Consider the following 22,865-nt stretch of genomic DNA (forward strand, 5'->3'; position numbering starts at 1 on the left):
CAACATTTGTACCGATGATGATAGAAAGATCGCTGGCAAAGTGGCAATATTTTTTCGTAATATTACAAATATCTTGTCGTGATCTGTGGTGAGAGGAGTCGAGCAATGCATCCCCGTGTGCAGCAAGTAACTGAGCGTCTAATCGAGCGCAGCCGTGCGACGCGGCAGGCCTATCTGGCGCAGATGCAAGCGGCAGCCAGTCGCGGCGTGGTGCGCGGTACGTTGCCGTGCGGCAACCTTGCCCACGCCATGGCAGCTTGCGGTAGTAGCGATAAAGAGCAGCTGCGCTTGATGAATCAAGCCAACGTCGGGGTGATCACCGCGTATAACGACATGCTCTCGGCGCATCAGCCGTTTGAGCATTATCCCGAGCAAATCCGCAGCGCCGTGCGTGCCATGGGTTGCACCGCGCAGATAGCGGGCGGTGTGCCGGCGATGTGCGATGGCGTGACGCAAGGCGAGCCGGGCATGGAGTTATCACTGGCCAGTCGCGATGTGATTGCCATGGCCACGGCCATCGGCCTGTCACATAACGTGTTTGATGCGGCGCTGTGTTTGGGCGTGTGCGACAAGATCGTGCCGGGCTTGTTGATTGGCGCGCTGCGCTTTGGACATCTGCCGGTGGTGTTTGTGCCGGCGGGGCCGATGGTGTCGGGCCTGTCGAATAAAGAAAAAGCCGCCGTGCGCCAGCGTTTTGCCGAGGGCAAAGCCACCCGCGAAGAACTTCTCGAGGCCGAATCGCAGTCTTACCACGGTGCTGGCACCTGCACCTTCTATGGCACCGCCAATACCAACCAGATGCTGGTCGAGATCATGGGGCTGCACTTGCCGGGCTCATCCTTTGTGAATCCCAACACGCCACTGCGCGAGGCGTTGACCCGCGAGGCAGCACAGCAGGCTTGCCGGATTACCGCGCTGGGCGGCGATTACATCAGCATGGCGTCGATCATCGACGAAAAAGCCATCATCAATGCCGTGGTGGCCTTGTTAGCTACCGGCGGCTCGACCAACCTGACTTTGCACATCGTAGCCATCGCCCAAGCGGCGGGCATTCAGCTCAAGCTGGAAGACTTGGCCGAGTTGTCGGCTGTTGTGCCGACCATGGCGCGCATCTACCCCAACGGCCAAGCCGACATCAACCACTTCCAAGCAGCGGGCGGCACGGCCTTTTTAGTTCGTGAGCTACTGAACGCCGGTTATTTGCATGAAGACGTTAATACCATCGTCGGTCGTGGTCTGCGCCGCTACACCCAAGAGCCGTTTATGGATGGCGATTCGCTGGTGTGGCGCGACGGCCCGCAAGCGAGTTTGGATGAAGCTGTATTGCGCCCAGCCAACAACCCGTTTAACCCCGAAGGCGGCCTGCGGTTAATGCAGGGCAATCTGGGGCGTGGGGTGATCAAGGTGTCTGCGGTCGCGCCTGAGCACCAAGTGGTCGAAGCACCGTGCCGCGTGTTCGATAGCCAGCATGCTTTGGCCGATGCTTTTAAGCGTGGCGAGCTTGAGCGCGACTTGGTCGCAGTGGTGCGCTTTCAGGGGCCGCGTGCCAATGGCATGCCAGAGCTGCACAAGATGACCCCGTTCTTAGGCATTCTGCAGGACCGAGGTTTTAAAGTGGCGCTGGTCACCGATGGTCGTATGTCCGGTGCGTCCGGCAAGGTGGCGGCGGCGATTCATGTTAGCCCCGAGGCCATCGACAACGGCCCGCTGCGCTATGTGCAAGACGGTGATGTGATTCGCGTCGATGGCAAAACCGGCGAGCTGCGCGTATTGGTCGATGCCGCGCAACTGCAAGCGCGCACGCCAGCTGAATTGCCGGCAGAGCAGGGCGTCGGCATGGGCCGCGAGCTGTTTGCCTTTATGCGTGGCGCGATGAGCAGCGCAGAAGAAGGGGGTAGTTGCTTTACCCAAGCGCTGGAGTCGCTGCAATGAGCATGGCCTTGGTCGGCGATGTGGGTGGCACTAACGCACGCTTTGCCCTGTGGCAGAGCGGTGAGCTAGCGGCGGTAGAAGTGTTTGCCTGCGCTGACTTCGCCAGCCCAGAGGCGGCCATCAGCGCTTATCTGGAGCGCCAACACGTCACGATTTCGCAGCTGTGCTTGGCCTGCGCGGGGCCGGTGCAGGACGGTCAAGTGCGCCTGACCAACAATCACTGGCATGTTGCTGCCGACTCGCTGCGCGACACCTTAAAACTTCAGCGCGCCGAGCTGATTAACGACTTCACCGCCATGGCGCTGGGCATGACGCGCGTGACCGAAGATGAGTTGTTGTCGGTCGCTGAAGGCCAAGCCTTAGCGGGGCAGATGCGCTTGGTCATGGGGCCGGGTACGGGTTTAGGCGTGGCTGGCTTACTGCCTTTGCCGGATGGTCGCTGGCAAGTGATCAGCGGTGAGGGCGGGCATGTCAATTTGCCGGCCACCAGTGAGCGCGAGGCGCGCGTGCTGGCGTATTTGCAGTCGCAGCAAGATTACGTCAATGCCGAAACCATTTTGTCCGGCGGCGGCCTGCTGCGTTTGTATCAAGCCTGCTGCGCGATTGATCAGCGCGACTGCCTGCTAGACAGCCCTGCGCAAGTCACCGCCGCCGCGCTGGCGGGTGATGACTACGCCGATGCCGTGCTGGAAATGTGGTGCTGTTGGCTGGGGCGCGTAATGGGTAATGCGGCGGTCACGCTGGGTAGTCGTGGCGGGGTGTATATCGCCGGTGGCGTGGTGCCACGTTTTGCTGAGCGTTTTCTCGTCAGTGGTTTTCATCAGGCCTTCTGCGGCAAAGGCAGCATGAGTGATTACTTAACGCAGATGCCCATTGCCCTAGTGCAAGCAGAGTGGCCGGGTTTGCTGGGAGCAGGGGTGTGGCTGGATCAGCTGTCATGAGCCCTTGCGCGCAACCTTTGGCGCCGTTTGCGGCGCTGTTTGCCCAAGCCAATTTCAACCAGTCGCCGCTGGCGCGTAGTCACTGGCAAGGCCGTGAGCTGTTGTTAGTGCAAACCACGCACATGCAGGCTGTGGTGAGCGTGCAGGGGGCGCAGTTACTGCATTTTCAGCCTTCCGGTGAGCGCCCATGGCTGTGGTGCTCCACCTTGTGGCCGGAAAAAGGCGCCATTCGTGGCGGAGTGCCTGTGTGTTGGCCGTGGTTTGGTCCGCATGCCAGCGATAAAAGCTTGCCGGCCCACGGCTGGGCGCGGATCAGTCAATGGCAGCTGCTGGATGTGTTGCTTGAAGGTGAGGCGCTGCTGCTCAACTGGCAATTGCGCTGTGCAGACTATCAAGCGCAGCTGCAAATGCGGTTAGGGCAAACCTTCAGCCTTAAGTTGATAACGCAAAACCTAGGTGGGCAAGCGTTGCCGTTATCGCAGGCGCTGCATGCTTACTGGCAGGTGTCCTTTATCGATAACGCCTGCGAAACCAGCCTGGCTGACGCGCGCTATCACGACAAGCTCGACGGCGAACACAAGCAGCAGTTAGGCACTGTGCGCTTTAACCAGCCGCTTGATCGCGTCTATTTCGCAGAAAAAACGCTGTGCTTGCACGACAGCGTTTGGCGTCGCCAGTTGCTGATCGACAAGCACGGCAGTGACAGCAGCGTGCTCTGGCATCCGGGTCGACAAGGCTTAGCCGACGCGCCGCCGGTATTGGCCGCTGGTTTCGTCTGCGCCGAAGTGGCCGATGGTTTGGCTGAGCCTTGTGTGCTGCAACCCGGTGAGCGCAAAGAATTAATCATGACGGCGCACAGCGCGCCGCTAGTGCTGGAGTAACCCCTTAGCATGCAAGCTGCACTAAAACAGCCACTGGCCATCGGCATGATGCGCTTGGGCGACTATCCCGATTTAGCCAGCGATCAAGCGCTGCTGACCTTTACCGAGCAGTGCTTAGAGCAAGGCGTCAGCGTGTTTGATCATGCGGATATTTACGGCGCAGGCAGTTGTGAGGCGCGCTTTGGTCAGGCTTTGGCGCTTAAGCCAGCGCTGCGTGAACAGCTAGTGCTGATCAGTAAAGCGGATATTGTCACGGCTCAGGCCGATAAGTCGCCTTGGCAGGTGAAACACTACGACACTAGCTGTGCGTATCTGCAGCAACAGCTTGATGGCAGTTTGCAGCGCTTAGGCACGGATTATCTCGATGGCTTTCTGGTGCACCGGCCTGATCCATTGATGGATGTGCGTGAGCTGGCGCAAACGCTGCAGGGCATGATCAATAGCGGCAAAGTGCGCTGGATTGGCGTGTCTAATTTCTTACCCGCGCAATGGCAGGCACTCGCTGAGCATGTGCCGCTGGCGTGTAACCAAATCGAGCTGTCGCTGGCTGCGCAGTCGGCGGTATGGGATGGTCAGCTGAATCTATTGGCTAACGCTAACGTGCAGGTGATGGCTTGGTCGCCCATGGCAGGCGGTCGTTTTGCGGGCAAATTGCTGGATGCGCTAAAAGCCGTGGCGGTGCAGCGTGGTGTGACTGCCGAACAAATAGCCTTGGCTTGGGTGCGTGCTTTGCCTGGCGCGCCGATGGCTATCTTGGGTAGTTTGCGGCCTGAGCGCATCACAGGTGCCTTGGCAGGGCTGAGCATTCAGCTAACCCGGCAGGAGTGGTTTTATTTGGCAGAGGCTGCGCGCGGTCATCAAGTGGCTTAAGGCAGAAACAAAACGCCCCGCATTAAGCGGGGCGTTTTGTTAAGCGGAGACTGGATTAAACCAGCGACTCCAGCTCAGGAACAGCTTCGAACAGGTCAGCAACCAGACCGTAATCAGCCACTTGGAAAATCGGGGCTTCTTCGTCTTTGTTGATCGCTACGATGACCTTAGAGTCTTTCATACCAGCCAAGTGCTGGATGGCGCCGGAGATGCCGACCGCAACGTACAGCTGCGGAGCAACGATCTTACCGGTTTGACCAACCTGCATGTCGTTCGGTACGAAGCCTGCGTCAACCGCGGCGCGCGAAGCACCTACAGCAGCGCCCAGCTTGTCAGCTACTTTGTACAGCAGCTCGAAGTTGTCGCCGTTCTGCATGCCGCGACCACCAGAGATCACGATCTTGGCAGCCGTCAGCTCAGGACGGTCAGACTTCGCCAGTTCCTCGCCAACGAAGGCAGAAACACCGGCGTCGTTTGCAGTGGCAACCGCTTCAACAGCAGCAGAACCGCCTTCGGCAGCAGCAGCGTCGAAACCAGTAGAGCGCACGGTGATGACCTTGACGGCAGCACTCGACTGCACGGTAGCGATAGCGTTACCGGCATAGATCGGGCGCTGGAAAGTGTCGGCGCTTTCTACTTTGGTGATTTCCGAGATCTGGTCAACGTCCAGTGCAGCGGCAACGCGCGGCAGGATGTTTTTGCCAGTGGTGGTGGCGGAAGCCAGAACGTGGCCGTAGCCTTTGCCCAGCTCAGCAACCAGCGGAGCAACGTTTTCCGGCAGCTGGTTAGCGTACGCAGCGTTGTCAGCCAGCAGTACTTTGCTAACACCCGCTACTTTTGCAGCAGCGTCGGCAACCGCAGCACAACCAGTGCCAGCTACCAGTACGTGCACATCACCACCGATGGCAGTGGCGGCAGTCACGGTGTTCAGCGTGGATGCGCCCAGAGCGGAGTTATTGTGATCAGCAACTACCAAGATAGCCATTAGATTACTTTCGCCTCGTTCTTCAGTTTTTCGACCAGTTCAGCCACAGTCTTCACCTTGATGCCGGCCTGGCGGGTCGGCGGTGGAGTGACTTTAACGGTCTTAACGGTGGAGGTCAGGGCAACGCCCAGCGCGTCGGCAGTCTGAACATCCAGCGGCTTCTTCTTAGCCTTCATGATGTTCGGCAGTGAAGCGTAGCGCGGCTCGTTCAGGCGCAGGTCGGTGGTCACGATAGCCGGCAAGTTCAGCGCAACGGTCTGCAGACCGCCGTCGATTTCGCGGGTTACGTTAACCCTGTCGCCAGCCACTTCCACTTTAGAAGCGAAGGTGCCTTGCGGCATGCCGGTCAGGGCGCCCAGCATCTGGCCAGTTTGGTTGTTGTCAGAGTCAATGGACTGCTTGCCCAAGATGACCAGGCCAGGCTGCTCTTTTTCAACAACAGCTTTCAGAACCTTGGCAACACCCAGCGAACCTACTTCTTCAGCAGTCTCGACCAGGATGGCACGGTCAGCACCCAGCGCCAGGGCAGTACGCAGCTGCTCTTGGGCTTCTTTGGGGCCGATGGTAACCACAACGATTTCGCTCGCAACGCCTTTTTCTTTCAGGCGTACAGCTTCCTCTACTGCGATTTCGCAGAAGGGGTTCATGGACATTTTGACGTTAGCCAGGTCAACGCCGGTTTCGTCCGCTTTCACGCGAACCTTGACGTTGTAGTCGACCACTCGTTTAACAGCTACAAGAACCTTCATGGATTCCTCGTTCTATCCGGTTGAATTGGATATCGCCAAGGCTAGCCTGGCCGGTGATGCAAGTCGGCCGAAACCGATAAAAATACCGAACAGCGTCAGCAAAACCGCCCGTATCTTGACCGCAGAAGCGGTTAGGGTCAATACACGATCGGCTGCTAAAACCGTTCCAAGGCCTGAGTCTACAAGGGTTTTACAGAATTCAAACAAACGTTTGTATTGGACGCTTCGCGGTGGCTAGATATAATGCAAGCGTTTTGGTCACGGATAAGACCGGCAAGCATAAAATATTCATAATGTCCGATTAGCCCAGTGTAGGAGATCGAATAGTGGAACGCGAATACATGGAATTCGACGTCGTCGTCGTCGGTGCAGGCCCCGCAGGCTTGTCCGCCGCCTGTCGACTGAAGCAAAAGGCCGCTGACGCCGGTAAAGAACTGAGTGTCTGCGTGGTCGAAAAAGGTTCCGAGGTCGGCGCCCACATTCTCTCTGGTGCTGTGTTTGAGCCGCGCGCCCTAGAAGAGCTGTTCCCGAACTGGAAAGAGCTTGAAGCGCCGCTAAATACGCCGGTTAAGCGCGACGACATCTACTTCCTGCAGAGCGAAGAAAAGGCCGTCAAACTGCCTGATCTGCTCGTGCCTAAGACCATGCACAACCATGGCAACTACATTATTTCGCTGGGTAACCTGTGCCGTTGGTTGGCGCAGCAGGCAGAAAACCTGGGCGTAGAAATTTACCCGGGTTTCACCGCGCAAGAGCTGCTGGTTGACGACAACAACGTCGTGCGCGGCATCGTGACCGGTGACTTGGGCGTTGACCGCGAAGGCAATCCGAAAGACGGCATGTACACCCCGGGTATGGAGCTGCGCGGCAAGTACACCCTGTTTGCCGAGGGCTGCCGCGGCCACTTGGGCAAAGAGCTGATTGCCAAATACAGCCTGGATAGCGAAGCCGATGCCCAGCATTACGGCATTGGTATTAAAGAGCTGTGGGAAATCGACCCCGCCAAGCACGAGCAAGGCTTGGTGGTGCACACCGCTGGCTGGCCGCTGGATACCTTGGGCACCGAAAACACCGGTGGTTCGTTCCTCTATCACTTGGAAAATAACCAAGTGGTTGTGGGCTTGATCATCGACCTGTCCTACGGCAACCCGCACCTGTCGCCGTTTGATGAGTTCCAGCGTTACAAGCATCACCCCAAAATCAAACAGTACCTCGAAGGCGGCAAGCGCATTTGCTACGGCGCTCGCGCTATCTGTAAAGGTGGCTTGAACTCGCTGCCGAAGATGGTCTTCCCGGGCGGCGCACTGGTGGGTTGTGATCTGGGTACGTTGAACTTCGCCAAGATCAAAGGCAGTCACACCGCCATGAAGTCGGGCATGTTGGCTGCGGATGCTGTGGCCGATGCGCTGTTGGCTGGTGGTGAAGGCGGCGACGTGCTGAACAGCTACGTGGAAGGCTTCAAGGCTAGCTGGCTGTACGCCGAGCTGTTCCGTTCGCGTAACTTTGGCCCGGCTATTCACAAGTACGGTGCGCTGTTGGGCGGTGCTTTCAACTACGTCGACCAAAATATCTTTGGCGGCAAAATGCCATTCACTCTGCGTGACACTAAGCCAGACTACGCCTGCTTAAAGCCGGCGGCTGACTGCGCGAAGATCAGCTATCCCAAGCCGGATGGTAAGATCAGCTTCGACAAGCTGTCTTCGGTGTTCCTCTCTAACACCAACCATGAAGAAGAGCAGCCGTGCCACCTGAAGCTTAAAGACGACTCGATTCCGCTGGCGAAAAACTTGCCGCTGTACGACGAGCCTGCGCAGCGTTACTGCCCGGCTGGTGTGTACGAGATCGTTGAAAAGGAAGACGGCGAGAAGCGCTTCCAGATCAACGCGCAGAACTGCGTACACTGCAAAACCTGCGACATTAAAGACCCAGCCCAGAACATCACGTGGGTGGCACCAGAAGGTGCTGGTGGTCCGAACTACCCGAACATGTAAATGTTCAAAAACAACAAAGCCCGCGATTGCGGGCTTTGTTGTTTAAGGGCCGTAGAATTAAGCGTGTTCAGTAGTGCGTGCTTGCGTGGAGCTTGCAGGCGCGGAGGTTTCCAGTGCGCTGATTTTTACGGCGTGCAGGCCTTTGGGGCCTTGAATGATCTCAAACTGCACCGGCTGACCGGCCTTGAGAGTCTTGTAGCCATCCATTTCGATGGCGGAGTAGTGCACAAACAAGTCTTCGTCACTGCCATCGGCAATAATGAAGCCATACCCTTTTGCGTTGTTGAACCACTTGACCTTGCCGCTCAGCATGCCTGTATCCCTCTGCAAGCCACCCCGAGGCTGGGGTATTATCCACAACGCCTTGAAGGTAAGTGTCCTCACTCCTTCAAGGCACCACGACCGCACAATTGCGGGTATCTTGTGGTTGTAGCACTGAATCGCGACAAGTCAAGCTCGTCGAATGTTTAAATGCGAACTTTATCGCGCGAACCGGACAATAGAACGACCAAAACCATGCAAAGCCTTGAAAATCAGCGACAGCGCATTCAACTCAGTAATAACCCAGATGACCCGCAGCATGACGTGCATGACGATTGGGGATTGGCGGTTGAGGAGAGTAAGCCAGAGCTGAAGCCGCCGGCCATGTACAAGGTCATCATGATGAATGATGACTACACGCCGATGGACTTCGTGGTGGAGGTGCTCGAACAATTTTTTGCAAAAACACGCGAACAGGCCACACAGATCATGTTGACCGTCCATACTAAAGGACAAGCAGTTTGCGGCATCTTTAGTCGAGATGTGGCCGAGACCAAAGCGATGCAAGTGAATCAATACGCTCGGGAAAGCCATCATCCGCTACTCTGTGAGATAGAGAAGGATGTCTGAATTGACCCGAGTGATGAGGTGAGCGCCATGCTGAATCGAGAGCTCGAAGTAACCCTCAATCTGGCCTTTAAAGAGGCTCGCGCGAAGCGTCATGAGTTCATGACGGTCGAGCACCTCTTGCTGGCCTTATTAGACAACGATGCGGCAGCCACCGTATTGCGCGCCTGCGGCGCCAATATGGATAAGCTGCGCCGCGACCTGACCGAGTTTATCGACTCCACCACACCGCTGATTCCAGGCGTTGATGAGTCGCGTGAAACGCAGCCCACCTTAGGCTTTCAGCGCGTGCTGCAGCGTGCGGTGTTCCACGTACAAAGCTCCGGCAAGCGTGAAGTGACCGGCGCTAACGTCTTGGTGGCCATTTTTAGCGAGCAAGAAAGCCAAGCGGTGTTCTTCCTCAAACAGCAAAACGTTGCGCGCATCGATGTGGTGAATTTTATCGCGCATGGCATCTCCAAAGTGCCGGGTCATCAAGATCCGCACGACCACGGCCATGAGGCGAGCGATGAAGAGGGTGGAGAAGGCGCAGCTGCCAGCAACCCGCTAGAGGCGTACGCCAGTAATCTCAACGAGCAAGCGCGTAGCGGGCGGATTGATCCGCTGGTGGGTCGCGAACATGAAGTGGAGCGGGTGGCGCAAATTCTCGCTCGGCGCCGCAAGAACAACCCCTTGCTGGTGGGCGAGGCTGGCGTCGGTAAAACCGCCATTGCCGAAGGCTTGGCTAAACGCATTGTCGACGGCCAAGTGCCCGATTTACTGTCGAGCAGCGTGGTCTATTCGCTCGATTTAGGTGCTTTGCTGGCCGGTACAAAATACCGTGGTGATTTTGAGAAGCGCTTTAAGTCGCTGCTCAATGAGCTGCGCAAAAAGCCCCATGCCGTGCTGTTTATCGACGAAATTCACACCATTATTGGCGCGGGTGCGGCCTCCGGTGGGGTGATGGATGCATCGAATTTGCTCAAGCCGTTGTTGTCATCAGGTGAGATTCGCTGCATCGGCTCGACCACCTTCCAAGAGTTTCGCGGCATCTTTGAGAAAGATCGCGCCTTGGCGCGTCGCTTCCAAAAAGTCGATGTGCTTGAACCCACGGTGGAAGACACCGTGGGTATCCTGCGTGGCTTGAAGAGCCGCTTCGAGCAGCATCACGAAGTGGAGTACAGCGATGAGTCGCTGCGTGCGGCCGCTGAATTAGCCGCACGCTACATCAACGATCGGCATATGCCGGACAAAGCGATTGATGTCATCGATGAGGCGGGTGCGTATCAGCGCTTGCAGCCCACCGAGAAGCGCCTAAAGCGTATCGATGTGGCTCAGGTAGAGGATGTGGTCGCCAAGATCGCACGCATTCCGCCTAAGAGCGTCAGCACCTCAGATAAAGAACTACTGCGCAACCTAGATCGTGATCTGCGCTTGACCGTTTTCGGCCAAGATCAGGCCATTGCTTCGTTGTCGACCGCCATCAAGCTGTCACGCGCTGGCCTTAAGGCGCCGGATAAGCCGGTTGGTTCGTTCTTGTTTGCTGGCCCCACCGGGGTTGGTAAAACCGAAGTCGCGCGCCAGTTGGCGAAGACGCTGGGTATCGATCTGGTGCGTTTCGATATGTCCGAATACATGGAGCGGCATACCGTTTCGCGCTTGATCGGCGCACCACCGGGTTATGTGGGTTACGACCAAGGTGGCTTGCTTACCGAGGCCATCACCAAGTCGCCTCATTGCGTGTTGTTGCTCGATGAGATCGAGAAGGCGCACCCGGAGGTCTTTAACTTGCTGTTGCAAGTGATGGATCACGGCACCCTGACCGATAACAATGGCCGCAAGGCGGATTTTCGCAATGTGATCATTATTCTCACCACCAACGCCGGTGCTGAGCACATGGCGCGGGCGTCGATCGGCTTCACCCGTCAGGATCACACCACGGACGGCATGGAAGTGATTAAAAAGACCTTCACGCCGGAGTTCCGCAACCGCTTGGATAGCATTATTCAGTTCGGCCGCTTAACTCACGAAACCATCAAGTCGGTGGTGGATAAGTTTCTTACCGAGCTGCAAGCGCAGTTGGAAGATAAGAAAGTCCATCTGGTGGTCGATGAAGATGTGCGTGATTGGCTGGCCATTCATGGCTATGACGAAGCCATGGGCGCACGCCCGATGCACCGTCTGATTCAAGACAAGATCAAGCGGCCCTTGGCGGAAATGATCTTGTTCGGTGAGCTGGCGGATATCGGCGGCACTGTCGAGGTCGGCTTAAAAGACGACGAGCCAGAGTTTGTGGTTGCCAAAGAAGCCGCGCCAGCCTAAACGGCTGGCAACGCAAAAGGCCGGAATGTTCCGGCCTTTTCTTTTGGTGCTTAAGGCACCCGTGCACGCGCTTGGCGTGCGCGACTCTGTTAGCGGGCGCGGTAAGTAATGCGGCCTTTGCTCAGGTCGTAAGGCGTCAGTTCAACGCGGACCTTGTCGCCAGTCAGAATGCGGATGTAGTTCTTACGCATCTTGCCGGAAATGTGCGCGGTCACCACATGGCCGTTTTCCAGTTCCACTCGGAACATGGTGTTCGGCAGGGTGTCGATCACGGTGCCTTCCATTTCGATGCTGTCTTCTTTCGACATGTATGCCCCTCGTGCATAGGCTCCTTTGAGCCGAGAAAAAAATCCGGCGCATTGTGCCTGAAAACCAGCGTTTTCGCCAACTTAGTTGGCCAAGAGGGTTAGGTCAGTAATGTCCAGCGCTGCTGAACATAGACTTCGAGGGGGCGATATTCGCGTTTGTAACTCATCTTGCGGCAGTTCTTGATCCAATAACCAAGATACAGCGCCGGCAGCCCTAGTCGGCGACATTCGGCGATTTGCCAGAGCACCGCGAAGCGCCCGAGGCTGCGCTTATCTTGCTCAGGATCGAAGAAGGTGTACACGGCTGAAAGCCCATTGGGCAGCACGTCACACACCGCTAACGCGACTAAGCGCCCGGCTAAGCGAAACTCGTAAAACCAAGCAAACGGCAGGTCGCGGACCAGAAAGCTTTCGAACTGGTCTTCACTGGGCGGGTACATATCGCCGTCGGCATGGCGGGCGCAGATGTAGCGAGCGTAGAGGTCGTAATACTCGGCGCACACATGCGGGCGCTGACGCGTCACAGTGAGATCGCTATTACGTCGGACGATTTTTTGCTGGGTGCGCGTCGGGCGAAACAGCTCCACGGGGATGCGCGCGGGGATGCACGCTTGGCAGGTTTGGCAGTGCGGGCGATACAGGTGGTCACCACTGCGACGAAAGCCCAGCTCGGATAGTTCGGCATACAGCAGGCTGTTCATCGGCTGCGCGGGGTCGAGAAACAGCGTCGTGGCGGTCTCCCGCGGCAGATAGCTGCACGGGTGTGGTTGGGTGGCGTAAAACTTGAGACGAGCCAGCTCGGTCATGGCGTTGCGTCCACGGGTATCTGCGTTTCAGTGTAAGACAGGCGAGGGGATTCGCCTAGGCGACCCAGTCGGCGTTTGTGGCCGCTGGGCAGAGTCGTTGTAAGCGCGCAGCGAAGTCAGCACGGTCAATCGCGATAGCGCCAAAACGCGCCAAGTGTTCGGTGTGCATTTGGCAGTCAATCAGTTCAAAGCCCCACTGCGTGAGTTTACTCACCAGGGTAGCAAAGCCGACTTTTGAGGCATCGTTGCGGCGGCTGAACATCGACTCGCCGTAAAACACCTTGCCGATAGCCAGGCCATAAAGACCGCCCACCAACTGGCCATCCTGCCAAACCTCGACCGAGTGCGCATGGCCGAGCAGATGCAGCTGGCAATAGGCTTGCTGCATCTCGTCGGTTATCCAGGTTTGGTCGGTGTAGTTGCGCGGCCCGGCACAGCCTTCGATCACGGCATTAAAGGCTTGGTCGAATGTGACGGTAAACACTCCGCGGCGAAGTACTTTTTTCAGGCTTTTTGGCAGGTGCAGCTGTTGCGGAATAACCACAGTGCGTGGGTTAGGTGCCCACCAGAGAATTTCTTGACCGTCTTCAAACCACGGAAAGCAGCCGTGCCGGTAGGCTGCTAACAGGCGCTCAGGGCTTAAGTCGCCACCCACGGCAAGCAGGCCATTGGGTTCTTCCAGCGCGTGCTCTAGCGGTGGGAAGCTCAGCGAGTAACGATCAAGCCAAGGGATCAGCATAAAAGCGCAGCGGCCCGCTTAACGGGCCGCTTAGAGGCTTATTCGTCGAGGTAACGTTCGGCGTCCAGCGCTGCCATACAGCCAGCACCAGCCGAAGTGATCGCCTGACGGTAAATATGGTCAGCCACGTCACCGGCGGCGAACACGCCTTCGATACTAGTTTGCGTCGCGTTGCCTTCGCTGCCGCCGTGAATCTTCAGGTAGCCATCTTTCATCGCCAGCTGGTCTTTGAACAGGTCGGTGTTGGGCTTGTGGCCGATGGCGATAAACACGCCAGCCAGGGCCAGCTCTTGAGTTTCGCCGGTTTCGGTGGACTTGATGCGCACACCGGTGACGCCCATGTCGTCGCCCAGTACTTCATCCAGCGTGTTATTCCAGTGCAGGCGGATATTGCCGTTCTGCGCTTTCTCAAACAGTTTGTCTTGGAGGATCTTCTCCGAGCGCAGGGCGTCGCGACGGTGAATTAAGTGCACTTCTTTGGCGATATTGGAGAGGTACAGCGCCTCTTCAACGGCGGTGTTGCCACCACCCACCACGCAGACCACTTGGTTGCGATAGAAGAAGCCGTCGCAGGTCGCGCAAGCGGACACGCCTTTACCCATGAAGGCTTCTTCAGAGGGCAGGCCGAGGTATTGAGCCGAGGCGCCAGTGGCAATGATCAGCGCATCACAGCTGTAAGTGCCGCTGTCGCCTTTGAGCACAAAGGGGCGCTGCTGCAGTTCGGCGGTGTGAATATGGTCAAACAGCACTTCGGTATCGAAACGCTCGGCATGCTTTTGCATGCGCTCCATCAGTGCCGGGCCGGTAAGGCCTTCGACGTCGCCGGGCCAGTTATCCACTTCGGTAGTGGTGGTCAGCTGGCCGCCGGGCTGAATGCCGGTGATCACTACAGGTTTGAGGTTGGCGCGGGCTGCGTACACAGCGGCGGTATAGCCGGCTGGGCCTGAGCCGAGAATGATCAGGCGCGAGTGCTTGACTTCGCTCATAAATAAGCTCCATAAGTCTTTGTTAGATATGAAGAAGACGGCCCGCATGCCGCCCGCCTAAGAATCCGGGTATGCTACAACGAAGGCACTGGCGCAGTAAAAGCGCGCGCTGCCTAGCCCTGAAATATGAGGGCGCGCGGCGTCTTTTCAAGTCAACTGGGGATTTCGCGGCGCAAGTCGTGGAATCCTGATGCGCACGTCGTAAACTAGCTAGCTTCAAGAAATCGCAGGATGTCTTTGTTTTGACAGACAAAAGCCTAACCGCCAGCAAAGCCATATCGCTCTCTGCTGCCCATTTGCCAGCGCGTCTAAAAGAAGGCCTGTTGTTAGGGCTGATGCTGTTGTGCGCCTATGGCTGGATGCTGCTGCTGAGCTATAGCCCTACCGATCCGGGTTGGTCGAGCAGCGGGCGCGGCGGCGAAATCATGAACGCCGGCGGTGTATTGGGCGCCGTGCTGTCAGACATGCTGTTTTCATTATTTGGCTATTTCACCTATCTGCTGCCGCTGCTGATGTTGATTAAAGTCTGGCAGTTGTTCCGCCAGCGTAAGCAGGCTTGGCAGTGGAATGGCTGGGTATTCACGTGGCGTGTGTTCGGCTTTCTGCTGCTGATGCTCAGCGGCACCGTATTGGCTTATGTGCATTTCTCCTCGCCGAGCAGCTTGCCGCAGGGCGCGGGGGGCATCTTAGGGGCAAGTCTTGGGCAGCTGGCGCTGGATTGGCTAAATGTACAGGGTTCGACATTGCTCGGCTTGGCCTTGGTGCTGATTGGCATCACCGCGTATAGCGATCTGTCGTGGTTCCGCATTATGGATTTCACCGGCAAAGTCACTTTGGACTTGCTGGAGCTCACCCAGAGCGCGCTGCAGCGCTGGTGGGATAACCGGCAAAACCGCAAAAACATCAGCGCGCAACTGCGCGACATTGATGACCGCGTAGCTGAAGTGTCTAGCTCAGTGCCCAGCCTGGATGAACAGAGCAAGGTGAAGCAGCGCATGCTGGAGCGTGAGCAAGCGCTCAGCTCGCACATGACCCAGCGCGAAACCCGCGTTGCTCCGCAAATCGAATTGCCTAAGCCTGCCGCCGCTGAGCCCAGCAAGCGCGTGCTGAAAGAAAAACAGCAAACCCTGTTTACCGACAGCGTCGAGCCCGGCAGTTTGCCGCCGTTGTCGTTGCTCGACCCGGCGGAGAAAAAGCAAAAGAGCTACTCGGCTGAATCGCTGGAAGCCATGTCGCGCCTGCTGGAGATCAAACTCAAAGAGTTTGGCGTCGAAGCCAGTGTGGAATCCGTGCATCCCGGCCCGGTGATTACTCGCTTCGAGATTCAGCCAGCCCCCGGGGTAAAAGTGGCGAAAATCGCCAATCTGGCGAAAGACTTGGCCCGCTCGATGGCGATGATCAGCGTGCGCGTGGTGGAAGTGATTCCCGGCAAAACCACCGTGGGTATCGAAGTACCCAACGAAGACCGCGACATCGTGCGCTTCTCTGAGGTGCTCGGTAGCCGTGCCTTCGATGACTCCAAGTCGCCAGTCACCCTAGCGCTGGGCCACGATATTGCTGGCCAGCCGGTGTGTGCCGACCTGGCCAAAATGCCGCACTTGCTGGTGGCGGGCACCACCGGCTCGGGTAAGTCGGTGGGTGTGAATGCCATGCTGCTGTCGATTCTGTTCAAGTCAGCGCCTGAGCAGGTGCGGCTGATCATGATCGACCCGAAAATGCTTGAGCTGTCGATCTACGAGGGCATCCCGCACTTGCTGTGCCCGGTGGTGACCGACATGAAAGAAGCCGCCAACTCGCTGCGCTGGTCGGTGGCCGAGATGGAGCGCCGCTACAAGCTGATGGCCAAACTCGGCGTGCGTAACTTGGCCGGTTACAACCGCAAAGTGCGTGAAGCCGAAGAGGCTGGCGAGCCGCTGCTTGATCCGCTATTCCGCGCCGAAACGCCGGACGAACAAGCGCCGTACCTCAAGCACCTGCCAGTGATCGTGGTGGTGATCGACGAATTTGCCGACATGATGATGATCGTCGGCAAAAAGGTCGAAGAACTCATTGCGCGTATTGCACAGAAAGCCCGTGCTGCCGGCATCCACTTGATTCTGGCCACCCAGCGTCCGTCGGTGGATGTGATTACCGGCCTGATCAAGGCCAATATTCCCACCCGGATTGCTTTCCAAGTGTCGAGCAAGATCGACTCGCGGACCATTCTTGACCAAGGCGGCGCTGAACAGCTGCTCGGCCACGGTGACATGCTCTACATGCCGCCCGGTACCAGCTTGCCGATTCGCGTGCACGGCGCGTTTGTCTCTGATGATGAAGTGCATCGTGTGGTCGAAGCGTGGAAAGAGCGCGGCTCGCCGGAGTACATCGACGAAATCCTCGAAGGTGTCGAGGAGGGTGGTGCGGCCGGTAGCTTCGATAGCACCGGCGGCAACAGCGAAGGCGACGAAGCCGATCCGCTCTACGACGAAGCCGTGCGTTTTGTCACCGAAAGCCGCCGCGCGTCGATCTCCGCCGTGCAGCGCAAATTGAAAATCGGCTACAACCGCGCCGCGCGGATGATTGAATCCATGGAAGCCGCCGGCGTGGTGACCTCAATGAACACCAATGGCTCGCGCGAAGTGCTCGCGCCACCGCCGGTACGTGATTAACCGATCAAGGAACTCGAATGCGTTTTATCGCTGTGATGGGGCTGCTCGGCAGCCTGTTGTTTTCCCCTTGGGCCGCTGCCGATCAGGCGCAGGCGGCGCAGCGGCTGTCTGAACTGTTAGAAAAAGCCCAGACCATTACCGGGCGTTTTTCCCAGCTGACCTTAGACGGCGGCGGCACCCACCTGCAGGAAACCGCCGGCAACCTGAAACTCAAGCGCCCCGGCTTGTTTCGTTGGCACACCGACCCGCCGCTCGAACAAGAGCTGGTCTCCAACGGCAAGAAGATCTGGCTGTATGACCCGGATCTGGAGCAAGTCACCACCCAAGCGATGGATCAACGCCTGACCCACACCCCGGCGCTGCTGCTCTCGGGTGACGTGAGCCAGATTGCCGAGAACTTCGAGATCAGCGTCAACGAAGGCGGCAACGTGGTGGACTTCATCTTGAAACCCAAGGCTAAAGACACCTTGTTCGATAGCCTGCGCCTGTCGTTCCGCAATGGCACTATCAACGATATGCAGTTGATTGACGCCGTGGGCCAGCGCACCAACATCCTGTTCTTTGAGGTGCAGATGAACCAGCCGCTGCAAGACAGCGAGTTCGACTTCGTCGTGCCTGAGGGTGTTGATGTGATCGAGGGCTAAGGTGGGCCTGTTCGATGCCGCACCGGCCGCGCAGCCACTGGCAGCGCGCCTGCGTGCCGCTAACTTGGATGAGTATGTCGGGCAAGAGCACCTGTTAGCGCGCGGCAAACCGCTGCGCGAAGCGCTGGAGCACGGCGCGCTGCACTCGATGATCTTCTGGGGGCCGCCGGGCGTGGGCAAAACCACCTTGGCGCGGCTGTTGGCGCAGGTCACCGACGCGCACTTTGAGACCCTCTCGGCGGTGCTCTCCGGGGTGAAAGAAATTCGTCAGGCCGTGGACATGGCTCGCCAGCAGGCGGCTCAGTATCGCCGCCGCACCTTGCTGTTTGTCGATGAAGTGCACCGCTTCAACAAGAGTCAGCAAGATGCCTTTTTGCCCTATGTGGAAGACGGCACGCTGATTTTTGTCGGCGCCACCACGGAAAATCCCTCGTTCGAACTGAACAACGCCTTGCTCTCACGGGCGCGCGTCTATGTGCTCAAGAGCCTGAGTGACGAGGCGCTGAATCGCCTGTTAGAGCGCGCTCTGAACGAGCCGCGCGGTTTGGGCGAGCGACAGCTGCGCCTAGCGGATGAAGCCCGCGCCATGCTGCTGCGCGCTGCCGATGGCGATGGTCGACGCTTGCTTAACTTACTGGAGAACGCCGCCGACCTTGCCGAAGACGGCAGCGAGCTGACCGGTGCGCAGTTCACCGCGCTGCTTAGCGAAGGGCGGCGGCGCTTTGATAAAGGCGGCGAGGCTTTTTACGACCAGATTTCCGCCTTGCACAAGTCGGTGCGCGGCTCCAATCCCGATGCCACCTTGTATTGGTATGCGCGCATGCTCGATGGCGGCTGCGACCCGCTGTACATCGCGCGGCGCGTAGTACGCATGGCCAGTGAAGACATCGGCAATGCCGACCCACGGGCGCTGACCCTGTGCCTTAATGCCTGGGACGTGCAAGAGCGCCTCGGCAGCCCCGAAGGCGAACTGGCGATTGCCCAAGCACTGGTCTATTTGGCCTGCGCCCCGAAGAGCAACGCCGTGTACAGCGGCTACAAGGCCGCCGTGGCTGATGCGCAGGCGCAAGGCTCGTTAGAAGTACCGCTGCACTTGCGTAATGCGCCCACCAAACTGATGAAAGAGCTCGGCTACGGTGAGGAATACCGTTACGCCCATGACGAACCCGATGCCTATGCCGCCGGGGAAGACTATTTCCCCGAGAGCCTAGAGCCACGCCAGTATTACCAGCCCGTACCACGCGGGCTGGAGCTAAAAATCGGCGAAAAACTGCGCGCCCTCAAAGGCAAAGACCACGCCAGCCCCTGGCAAAGGAGAAAGCCATGATGCAAGTGATTGCCGCTGTGGCGCTTGGCGGTGCGGCAGGCTCGGTGCTGCGTTTTTTAACCAGCGCCTACGTTGTCGCGCACTGGCCGCGTCACTATTACTTGGCCACATTGGCGGTCAACCTTGTCGGCTGCTTGTTGATTGGTTTTCTCTCGGCGTGGTTTTTAACCCGCACCGAACTGCCGCTGGCGCTGCGTACTGGCATTCTGACCGGGGTGCTGGGTGGCTTAACCACCTTCTCCAGTTTTAGCCTCGAAGCCTTACGGCTGTTAGAAAACGGCCAGTCGCTGACAGCGGCCGCGTATGTGCTTGGCAGCCTGCTCGGTGGGCTGGCTTGCGCGTGGCTGGGCATGAGTTTGGCTCGGCTTTAACGGCAAAAGACTCGGCAGCCACGGCTAAGCTGCGTACACTTGCGCCATTATTTATTCACGAATCGCTATAGAGACTTCACCATGCTTGATCCCAAACTGCTGCGCGCCAACCCGCAAGAAATTGCCGACCGCCTGGCGACGCGTGGTTTTAGTCTGGACGTTGCCCGTCTGGAAGCCCTCGAAGCACGCCGTAAAGAGGTGCAAACCCGCACCGAAACGTTGCAAGCCGAGCGCAACAGCCGCTCCAAAAGCATTGGCCAAGCCAAGGCGCGCGGCGAAGATATCGCCCCCTTGCTGGCCGCCGTCGAGCAAATGGGCAGCGACTTAGCCGCCGCAAAAACCGAGCTGGACGAGATTCAAGCCGAGCTGGATAACCTGTTGCTAGGCGTGCCGAATCTGCCGCACGAGTCTGTGCCGGTGGGCGCCAGCGAAGATGACAACGTCGAAGTGCGCCGCTGGGGCACCCCGGCGAGTTTCGATTTCGAAGTGGCCGACCACGTTACCTTGGGTGAAAAGCACGGCTACTTAGACTTCAATACCGCCGCCAAGCTGTCTGGCGCGCGCTTTGCGCTGCTGCGCGGGCCGATTGCCCGTCTGCACCGTGCTCTGGCGCAGTTCATGCTCAACCTGCACACCAGCGAGCATGGTTACGAAGAGGCTTACACGCCGTATCTGGTGCAGGCCAACGCGCTGCAAGGCACCGGCCAGCTGCCTAAGTTCGAAGAAGACCTGTTCAAGCTGCCGCGTGAAGATCAAGCCGACCTGTATTTGATCCCCACCGCCGAAGTGTCGCTGACCAATATCGTCGCCGGTGAGATTGTCGAAGCCAAAGCGCTGCCGCTGAAATTTGTCGCGCATACCCCGTGCTTCCGTAGTGAAGCCGGTGCTTCGGGTCGTGACACGCGCGGCATGATCCGCCAGCACCAGTTCGACAAAGTAGAGATGGTACAAATCGTCGAGCCGAGCAAGTCTTACGAGGCGTTGGAAGAACTCACCGGCCACGCCGAAAAAATCCTCCAAGCGCTGGAGCTACCGTACCGAGTACTGGCGCTGTGCACCGGCGACATGGGTTTTGGCGCGACCAAGACCTACGACCTCGAAGTGTGGGTGCCGAGCCAAGGCAAATACCGCGAGATCTCCTCGTGCTCGAACTGTGGCGATTTCCAAGCGCGGCGCATGCAGGCCCGTTACCGCAACCCGGAAACCGGCAAGCCCGAACTGCTGCACACCTTGAACGGCTCAGGTTTGGCCGTTGGCCGCACCTTAGTGGCGGTGCTGGAGAACTACCAGCAAGCCGATGGCAGCATCCGCGTGCCACAAGTGCTCAAGCCGTATATGGGTGGTATCGAAGTCATTTGAGGTTAGTCACCTCTTGAGACGCATCAAGGGCAGGGCGCGGCTGGCCGTTTAGGCTGATCGCAACCCTGCCGTTTTTTTATCAGCAAGTGAGTGAGCCATGGATTTTCTGCCGCTGTTTCATAACCTCAAAGGCCGCGTGGTGCTGTTGGTGGGCGGCGGTGAAGTGGCGCTGCGTAAGGGCCGCTTGCTCAGCCAAGCCGGCGCTGTGCTGCGTGTGGTGGCGCCAGAGATCGACCCTGAACTGGCCCAGCTGGTAGCCGCAGGCGGCGGTGTGTGCCATGTGCGCGAGTGGCAGGTTGCAGATTTGGCCGATTGCGTGCTGGTGATTGCCGCCACCGACGAACGTGACGTCAATGCGGCTATCTCAGCCGCCGCGCAGCAGCGCAATCTGCCGATTAACGCCGTGGATGCGCCGGATTTATGCACGGTGATCTTTCCCGCCATTGTCGATCGCTCGCCCTTGATGGTGGCCGTGTCCAGCGGTGGCGACGCGCCGGTGTTAGCCCGTTTGGTGCGCGCCAAGTTGGAAACCTGGCTGCCACCGGGTTATGCCCGTTTAGCGCAGCTGGCGGCCAAATTTCGCCAGCAGGTCAAAGCGCAATTCAGTGATGTGCGCGGGCGGCGTATTTTTTGGGAGAACATCTTCCAAGGCGCGGTGGCCGAGCACATGTTCGCTGGCCGCGAGCAGCAGGCTGAAGACACTCTGCTGGCAAAACTGCACGCCGCCGAACAGGCCGCACCGGGTGAGGTGTATCTGGTCGGCGCCGGCCCCGGCGACCCGGATTTGCTCACCTTCCGCGCGCTTCGCCTGATGCAACAGGCCGATGTGGTGCTGTACGACCGCTTAGTGGCCGAGCCGATTCTGGAGCTGTGTCGCCGCGATGCCGACCGCATTTATGTGGGCAAGCGCCGCGCCGAACATGCCGTGCCGCAGGAAGAAATCAACCAACTGCTGGTGCGTTTGGCCCAAGAAGGCAAGCGCGTGCTGCGCTTAAAAGGCGGCGACCCGTTCATCTTCGGCCGTGGCGGCGAGGAGATCGACGAACTCTCAGCTCACGGCATCCCGTTCCAAGTCGTGCCCGGCATCACCGCTGCCAGCGGCTGTGCAGCGTATGCCGGCATTCCGCTCACTCACCGCGATCATGCGCAGTCGGTGCGCTTTATCACCGGGCATTTGAAAGACGGCAGCCTGAATTTGCCCTGGCCCGAGCTGGTGGCGCCAAGCCAAACCTTAGTGTTCTACATGGGCTTGGTGGGGCTGGGTGACATCTGCCGCGAGCTGATCGCCCACGGCCGCGCCGCCAACACCCCCGCAGCTCTGGTGCAACAAGGCACCACACCGCAGCAGCGGGTGTTTACCGGCACCTTAGCAAACCTCGCTGAATTGGTCGCCGAGCACGAAGTGCATGCGCCGACCTTAGTGATTGTCGGCGAAGTGGTGCAACTGCAAGAGCGTTTGCAGTGGTTTAAGCCGACTGCCTAGCCCAACGGCGTTTAATCCCCAGGGAATAACAGAAGAGTAAGGAAGCCTCATGAGTCAGCTTGTTATCGACCCCATCAACCCCTGCCGAGAAAGCCTATGGGCGCGCTTGGAAGAGAATAATTTTTTCCACTGGTGTCGTAAGCGCGAATATAAGCAGTTGCGTGCCTTGTTTTTTGAGGGTGAGGTGGTCGAGCGCCCTGAGAATTGTGTTATCGATGTGGAATTATTTTGGTCTCCCAAACAAGACTCTGAGCATTGGCGGGCAGTGATTGAGGCGCGCTCGGGCGCTACTAATGATAAGGGTGAGCGTTATGGAAACGCTGATTTATTCCTCAGCAGCTCTCTTGGCTGGCACAATCGCGGGAAGCCCATCGCCTGAGTCAGCCGCATGCAAAAAACCTTTTCCGAAGCCGAATATGCCGGCAAGAAAAAGCTGACACGCCGCGATCGATTTCTCAGCGATCTTGAGCAGCTCACGCCTTGGACCTTGCTTGAAGCTCAGATTGCCCCCTTCTATGCAGACAACACGGGCAAGCGTGGGCGTCCCAGCATTGGTTTGCCACGCATGCTTCGCTTGTACGTTGTGCAGCAGTGCTTTGGTCTTTCGGACGAAGGCACAGAAGATGCGGTTTACGACAGTCAGGCTATTCGCGGCT

22 protein-coding genes are annotated in these 22,865 nt (G+C 58.2%); 15 read left to right on the plus strand and 7 right to left on the minus strand.

All coding sequences use genetic code 11. From position 1 onward, the window contains the following. The first annotated feature begins 105 nt into the window (after positions 1 to 105). From edd to BMX80_RS09720, 4 genes are read left to right on the plus strand one after another with little or no spacing between them, the layout of a single operon-like run. Positions 106 to 1,932, plus strand: coding sequence for a phosphogluconate dehydratase (edd, locus tag BMX80_RS09705; protein ID WP_074867708.1), 1,827 nt, complete (start codon positions 106 to 108; stop codon positions 1,930 to 1,932). Then, on the plus strand, positions 1,929 to 2,873 hold the full coding sequence (locus tag BMX80_RS09710; protein WP_074867712.1) for a glucokinase: 945 nt from the start codon (positions 1,929 to 1,931) through the stop codon (positions 2,871 to 2,873). Before edd ends, BMX80_RS09710 begins: the two co-directional genes overlap by 4 nt. Continuing rightward, complete coding sequence (locus BMX80_RS09715) at positions 2,870 to 3,754, plus strand: D-hexose-6-phosphate mutarotase (protein ID WP_074867717.1); 885 nt, start codon at positions 2,870 to 2,872, stop codon at positions 3,752 to 3,754. Before BMX80_RS09710 ends, BMX80_RS09715 begins: the two co-directional genes overlap by 4 nt. Before the next feature lie 9 nt (positions 3,755 to 3,763). Then, positions 3,764 to 4,624, plus strand: a complete 861-nt coding sequence (locus tag BMX80_RS09720; RefSeq protein ID WP_074867721.1) for an aldo/keto reductase — start codon at positions 3,764 to 3,766, stop codon at positions 4,622 to 4,624. Between the two features lie 55 nt (positions 4,625 to 4,679). Here BMX80_RS09720 and BMX80_RS09725 read toward each other — a convergent pair whose 3' ends face one another. Together BMX80_RS09725 and BMX80_RS09730 are read right to left on the minus strand one after the other, a co-directional pair. After that, a complete protein-coding gene (locus BMX80_RS09725; protein WP_071872677.1) occupies positions 4,680 to 5,609 on the minus strand; it encodes an electron transfer flavoprotein subunit alpha/FixB family protein in 930 nt (309 codons plus the stop codon). Then, positions 5,609 to 6,358, minus strand: coding sequence for an electron transfer flavoprotein subunit beta/FixA family protein (locus BMX80_RS09730; RefSeq protein ID WP_074867723.1), 750 nt, complete (start codon positions 6,356 to 6,358; stop codon positions 5,609 to 5,611). Before BMX80_RS09730 ends, BMX80_RS09725 begins: the two co-directional genes overlap by 1 nt. Before the next feature lie 326 nt (positions 6,359 to 6,684). On the opposite strand from BMX80_RS09730, the gene BMX80_RS09735 reads away from it, so the two are divergent. After that, a complete protein-coding gene (locus BMX80_RS09735) occupies positions 6,685 to 8,349 on the plus strand; it encodes an electron transfer flavoprotein-ubiquinone oxidoreductase (RefSeq protein WP_074867725.1) in 1,665 nt (554 codons plus the stop codon). A gap of 57 nt (positions 8,350 to 8,406) precedes the next feature. Here BMX80_RS09735 and cspD read toward each other — a convergent pair whose 3' ends face one another. Then, positions 8,407 to 8,661: a cold shock domain-containing protein CspD gene (gene cspD, locus BMX80_RS09740; protein ID WP_074867728.1), complete on the minus strand. Its 255-nt coding sequence runs from the start codon at positions 8,659 to 8,661 to the stop codon at positions 8,407 to 8,409. Between the two features lie 204 nt (positions 8,662 to 8,865). Here cspD and clpS point away from each other — a divergent pair, with 204 nt between their 5' ends. Both clpS and clpA read left to right on the plus strand, forming a co-directional pair. After that, a complete protein-coding gene (gene clpS / locus BMX80_RS09745; protein ID WP_071872681.1) occupies positions 8,866 to 9,240 on the plus strand; it encodes an ATP-dependent Clp protease adapter ClpS in 375 nt (124 codons plus the stop codon). A gap of 27 nt (positions 9,241 to 9,267) precedes the next feature. Beyond that, positions 9,268 to 11,538 (plus strand): ATP-dependent Clp protease ATP-binding subunit ClpA, encoded by a 2,271-nt coding sequence (gene clpA, locus BMX80_RS09750; protein ID WP_074867731.1) that lies wholly within the window; start codon positions 9,268 to 9,270, stop codon positions 11,536 to 11,538. A gap of 89 nt (positions 11,539 to 11,627) precedes the next feature. On the opposite strand, the gene infA is transcribed toward clpA, so the two are convergent. The 4 genes from infA to trxB all read right to left on the minus strand — a co-directional run bounded on the left by infA (position 11,628) and on the right by trxB (position 14,377). After that, complete coding sequence (infA, locus tag BMX80_RS09755; RefSeq protein WP_071872683.1) at positions 11,628 to 11,846, minus strand: translation initiation factor IF-1; 219 nt, start codon at positions 11,844 to 11,846, stop codon at positions 11,628 to 11,630. Positions 11,847 to 11,944: 98 nt separating this feature from the next. Then, positions 11,945 to 12,652 (minus strand): arginyltransferase, encoded by a 708-nt coding sequence (locus tag BMX80_RS09760; protein WP_074867734.1) that lies wholly within the window; start codon positions 12,650 to 12,652, stop codon positions 11,945 to 11,947. A 55-nt stretch (positions 12,653 to 12,707) separates the two neighbouring features. Beyond that, a complete protein-coding gene (aat, locus tag BMX80_RS09765; protein WP_074867780.1) occupies positions 12,708 to 13,388 on the minus strand; it encodes a leucyl/phenylalanyl-tRNA--protein transferase in 681 nt (226 codons plus the stop codon). Between the two features lie 41 nt (positions 13,389 to 13,429). Next, entirely contained in the window at positions 13,430 to 14,377 is a 948-nt protein-coding gene (trxB, locus tag BMX80_RS09770) for a thioredoxin-disulfide reductase (RefSeq protein ID WP_074867737.1), read from the minus strand. Positions 14,378 to 14,619: 242 nt separating this feature from the next. Here trxB and BMX80_RS09775 point away from each other — a divergent pair, with 242 nt between their 5' ends. The 8 genes from BMX80_RS09775 to BMX80_RS09810 all read left to right on the plus strand — a co-directional run. After that, positions 14,620 to 17,025: a DNA translocase FtsK gene (locus tag BMX80_RS09775; RefSeq protein ID WP_083394292.1), complete on the plus strand. Its 2,406-nt coding sequence runs from the start codon at positions 14,620 to 14,622 to the stop codon at positions 17,023 to 17,025. A gap of 35 nt (positions 17,026 to 17,060) precedes the next feature. Continuing rightward, positions 17,061 to 17,669, plus strand: coding sequence for an outer membrane lipoprotein periplasmic chaperone LolA (gene lolA / locus BMX80_RS09780; RefSeq protein ID WP_407922791.1), 609 nt, complete (start codon positions 17,061 to 17,063; stop codon positions 17,667 to 17,669). 1 nt (position 17,670) lies between these two features. After that, positions 17,671 to 18,996 (plus strand): replication-associated recombination protein A, encoded by a 1,326-nt coding sequence (locus BMX80_RS09785; protein ID WP_074867742.1) that lies wholly within the window; start codon positions 17,671 to 17,673, stop codon positions 18,994 to 18,996. Further along, positions 18,993 to 19,367: a fluoride efflux transporter CrcB gene (gene crcB / locus BMX80_RS09790; RefSeq protein WP_071872688.1), complete on the plus strand. Its 375-nt coding sequence runs from the start codon at positions 18,993 to 18,995 to the stop codon at positions 19,365 to 19,367. The genes BMX80_RS09785 and crcB overlap by 4 nt, the downstream gene beginning before the upstream one ends. An 81-nt stretch (positions 19,368 to 19,448) precedes the next feature. Then, complete coding sequence (gene serS, locus BMX80_RS09795) at positions 19,449 to 20,726, plus strand: serine--tRNA ligase (RefSeq protein ID WP_074867745.1); 1,278 nt, start codon at positions 19,449 to 19,451, stop codon at positions 20,724 to 20,726. A gap of 97 nt (positions 20,727 to 20,823) precedes the next feature. Continuing rightward, positions 20,824 to 22,209: a siroheme synthase CysG gene (gene cysG / locus BMX80_RS09800; protein WP_074867747.1), complete on the plus strand. Its 1,386-nt coding sequence runs from the start codon at positions 20,824 to 20,826 to the stop codon at positions 22,207 to 22,209. A gap of 49 nt (positions 22,210 to 22,258) precedes the next feature. Further along, positions 22,259 to 22,588 (plus strand): hypothetical protein, encoded by a 330-nt coding sequence (locus BMX80_RS09805; protein WP_074867750.1) that lies wholly within the window; start codon positions 22,259 to 22,261, stop codon positions 22,586 to 22,588. 9 nt (positions 22,589 to 22,597) lie between these two features. Further along, a partial coding sequence (locus BMX80_RS09810; protein WP_139214072.1) for a transposase occupies positions 22,598 to 22,865 on the plus strand: 268 nt, incomplete at its 3' end.

It is taken from the genome of Atopomonas hussainii, from assembly GCF_900109735.1.
In the GTDB taxonomy this organism is placed as follows: domain Bacteria; phylum Pseudomonadota; class Gammaproteobacteria; order Pseudomonadales; family Pseudomonadaceae; genus Atopomonas; species Atopomonas hussainii.

Bases quoted from the DNA above. Each gene is read 5' to 3' on its own strand.
- cspD (WP_074867728.1), bottom strand. From the start codon at position 8,661: ATGCTGAGCGGCAAGGTCAAGTGGTTCAACAACGCAAAAGGGTATGGC.
- BMX80_RS09710 (WP_074867712.1), top strand. From the start codon at position 1,929: ATGAGCATGGCCTTGGTCGGCGATGTGGGTGGCACTAACGCACGCTTT.
- trxB (WP_074867737.1), bottom strand. From the start codon at position 14,377: ATGAGCGAAGTCAAGCACTCGCGCCTGATCATTCTCGGCTCAGGCCCA.
- clpS (WP_071872681.1), top strand. From the start codon at position 8,866: ATGCAAAGCCTTGAAAATCAGCGACAGCGCATTCAACTCAGTAATAAC.
- infA (WP_071872683.1), bottom strand. From the start codon at position 11,846: ATGTCGAAAGAAGACAGCATCGAAATGGAAGGCACCGTGATCGACACC.
- clpA (WP_074867731.1), top strand. From the start codon at position 9,268: ATGCTGAATCGAGAGCTCGAAGTAACCCTCAATCTGGCCTTTAAAGAG.
- BMX80_RS09760 (WP_074867734.1), bottom strand. From the start codon at position 12,652: ATGACCGAGCTGGCTCGTCTCAAGTTTTACGCCACCCAACCACACCCG.
- edd (WP_074867708.1), top strand. From the start codon at position 106: ATGCATCCCCGTGTGCAGCAAGTAACTGAGCGTCTAATCGAGCGCAGC.
- BMX80_RS09715 (WP_074867717.1), top strand. From the start codon at position 2,870: ATGAGCCCTTGCGCGCAACCTTTGGCGCCGTTTGCGGCGCTGTTTGCC.
- BMX80_RS09725 (WP_071872677.1), bottom strand. From the start codon at position 5,609: ATGGCTATCTTGGTAGTTGCTGATCACAATAACTCCGCTCTGGGCGCA.
- BMX80_RS09730 (WP_074867723.1), bottom strand. From the start codon at position 6,358: ATGAAGGTTCTTGTAGCTGTTAAACGAGTGGTCGACTACAACGTCAAG.
- cysG (WP_074867747.1), top strand. From the start codon at position 20,824: ATGGATTTTCTGCCGCTGTTTCATAACCTCAAAGGCCGCGTGGTGCTG.
- lolA (WP_407922791.1), top strand. From the start codon at position 17,061: ATGGGGCTGCTCGGCAGCCTGTTGTTTTCCCCTTGGGCCGCTGCCGAT.
- crcB (WP_071872688.1), top strand. From the start codon at position 18,993: ATGATGCAAGTGATTGCCGCTGTGGCGCTTGGCGGTGCGGCAGGCTCG.
- BMX80_RS09720 (WP_074867721.1), top strand. From the start codon at position 3,764: ATGCAAGCTGCACTAAAACAGCCACTGGCCATCGGCATGATGCGCTTG.
- serS (WP_074867745.1), top strand. From the start codon at position 19,449: ATGCTTGATCCCAAACTGCTGCGCGCCAACCCGCAAGAAATTGCCGAC.
- BMX80_RS09805 (WP_074867750.1), top strand. From the start codon at position 22,259: ATGAGTCAGCTTGTTATCGACCCCATCAACCCCTGCCGAGAAAGCCTA.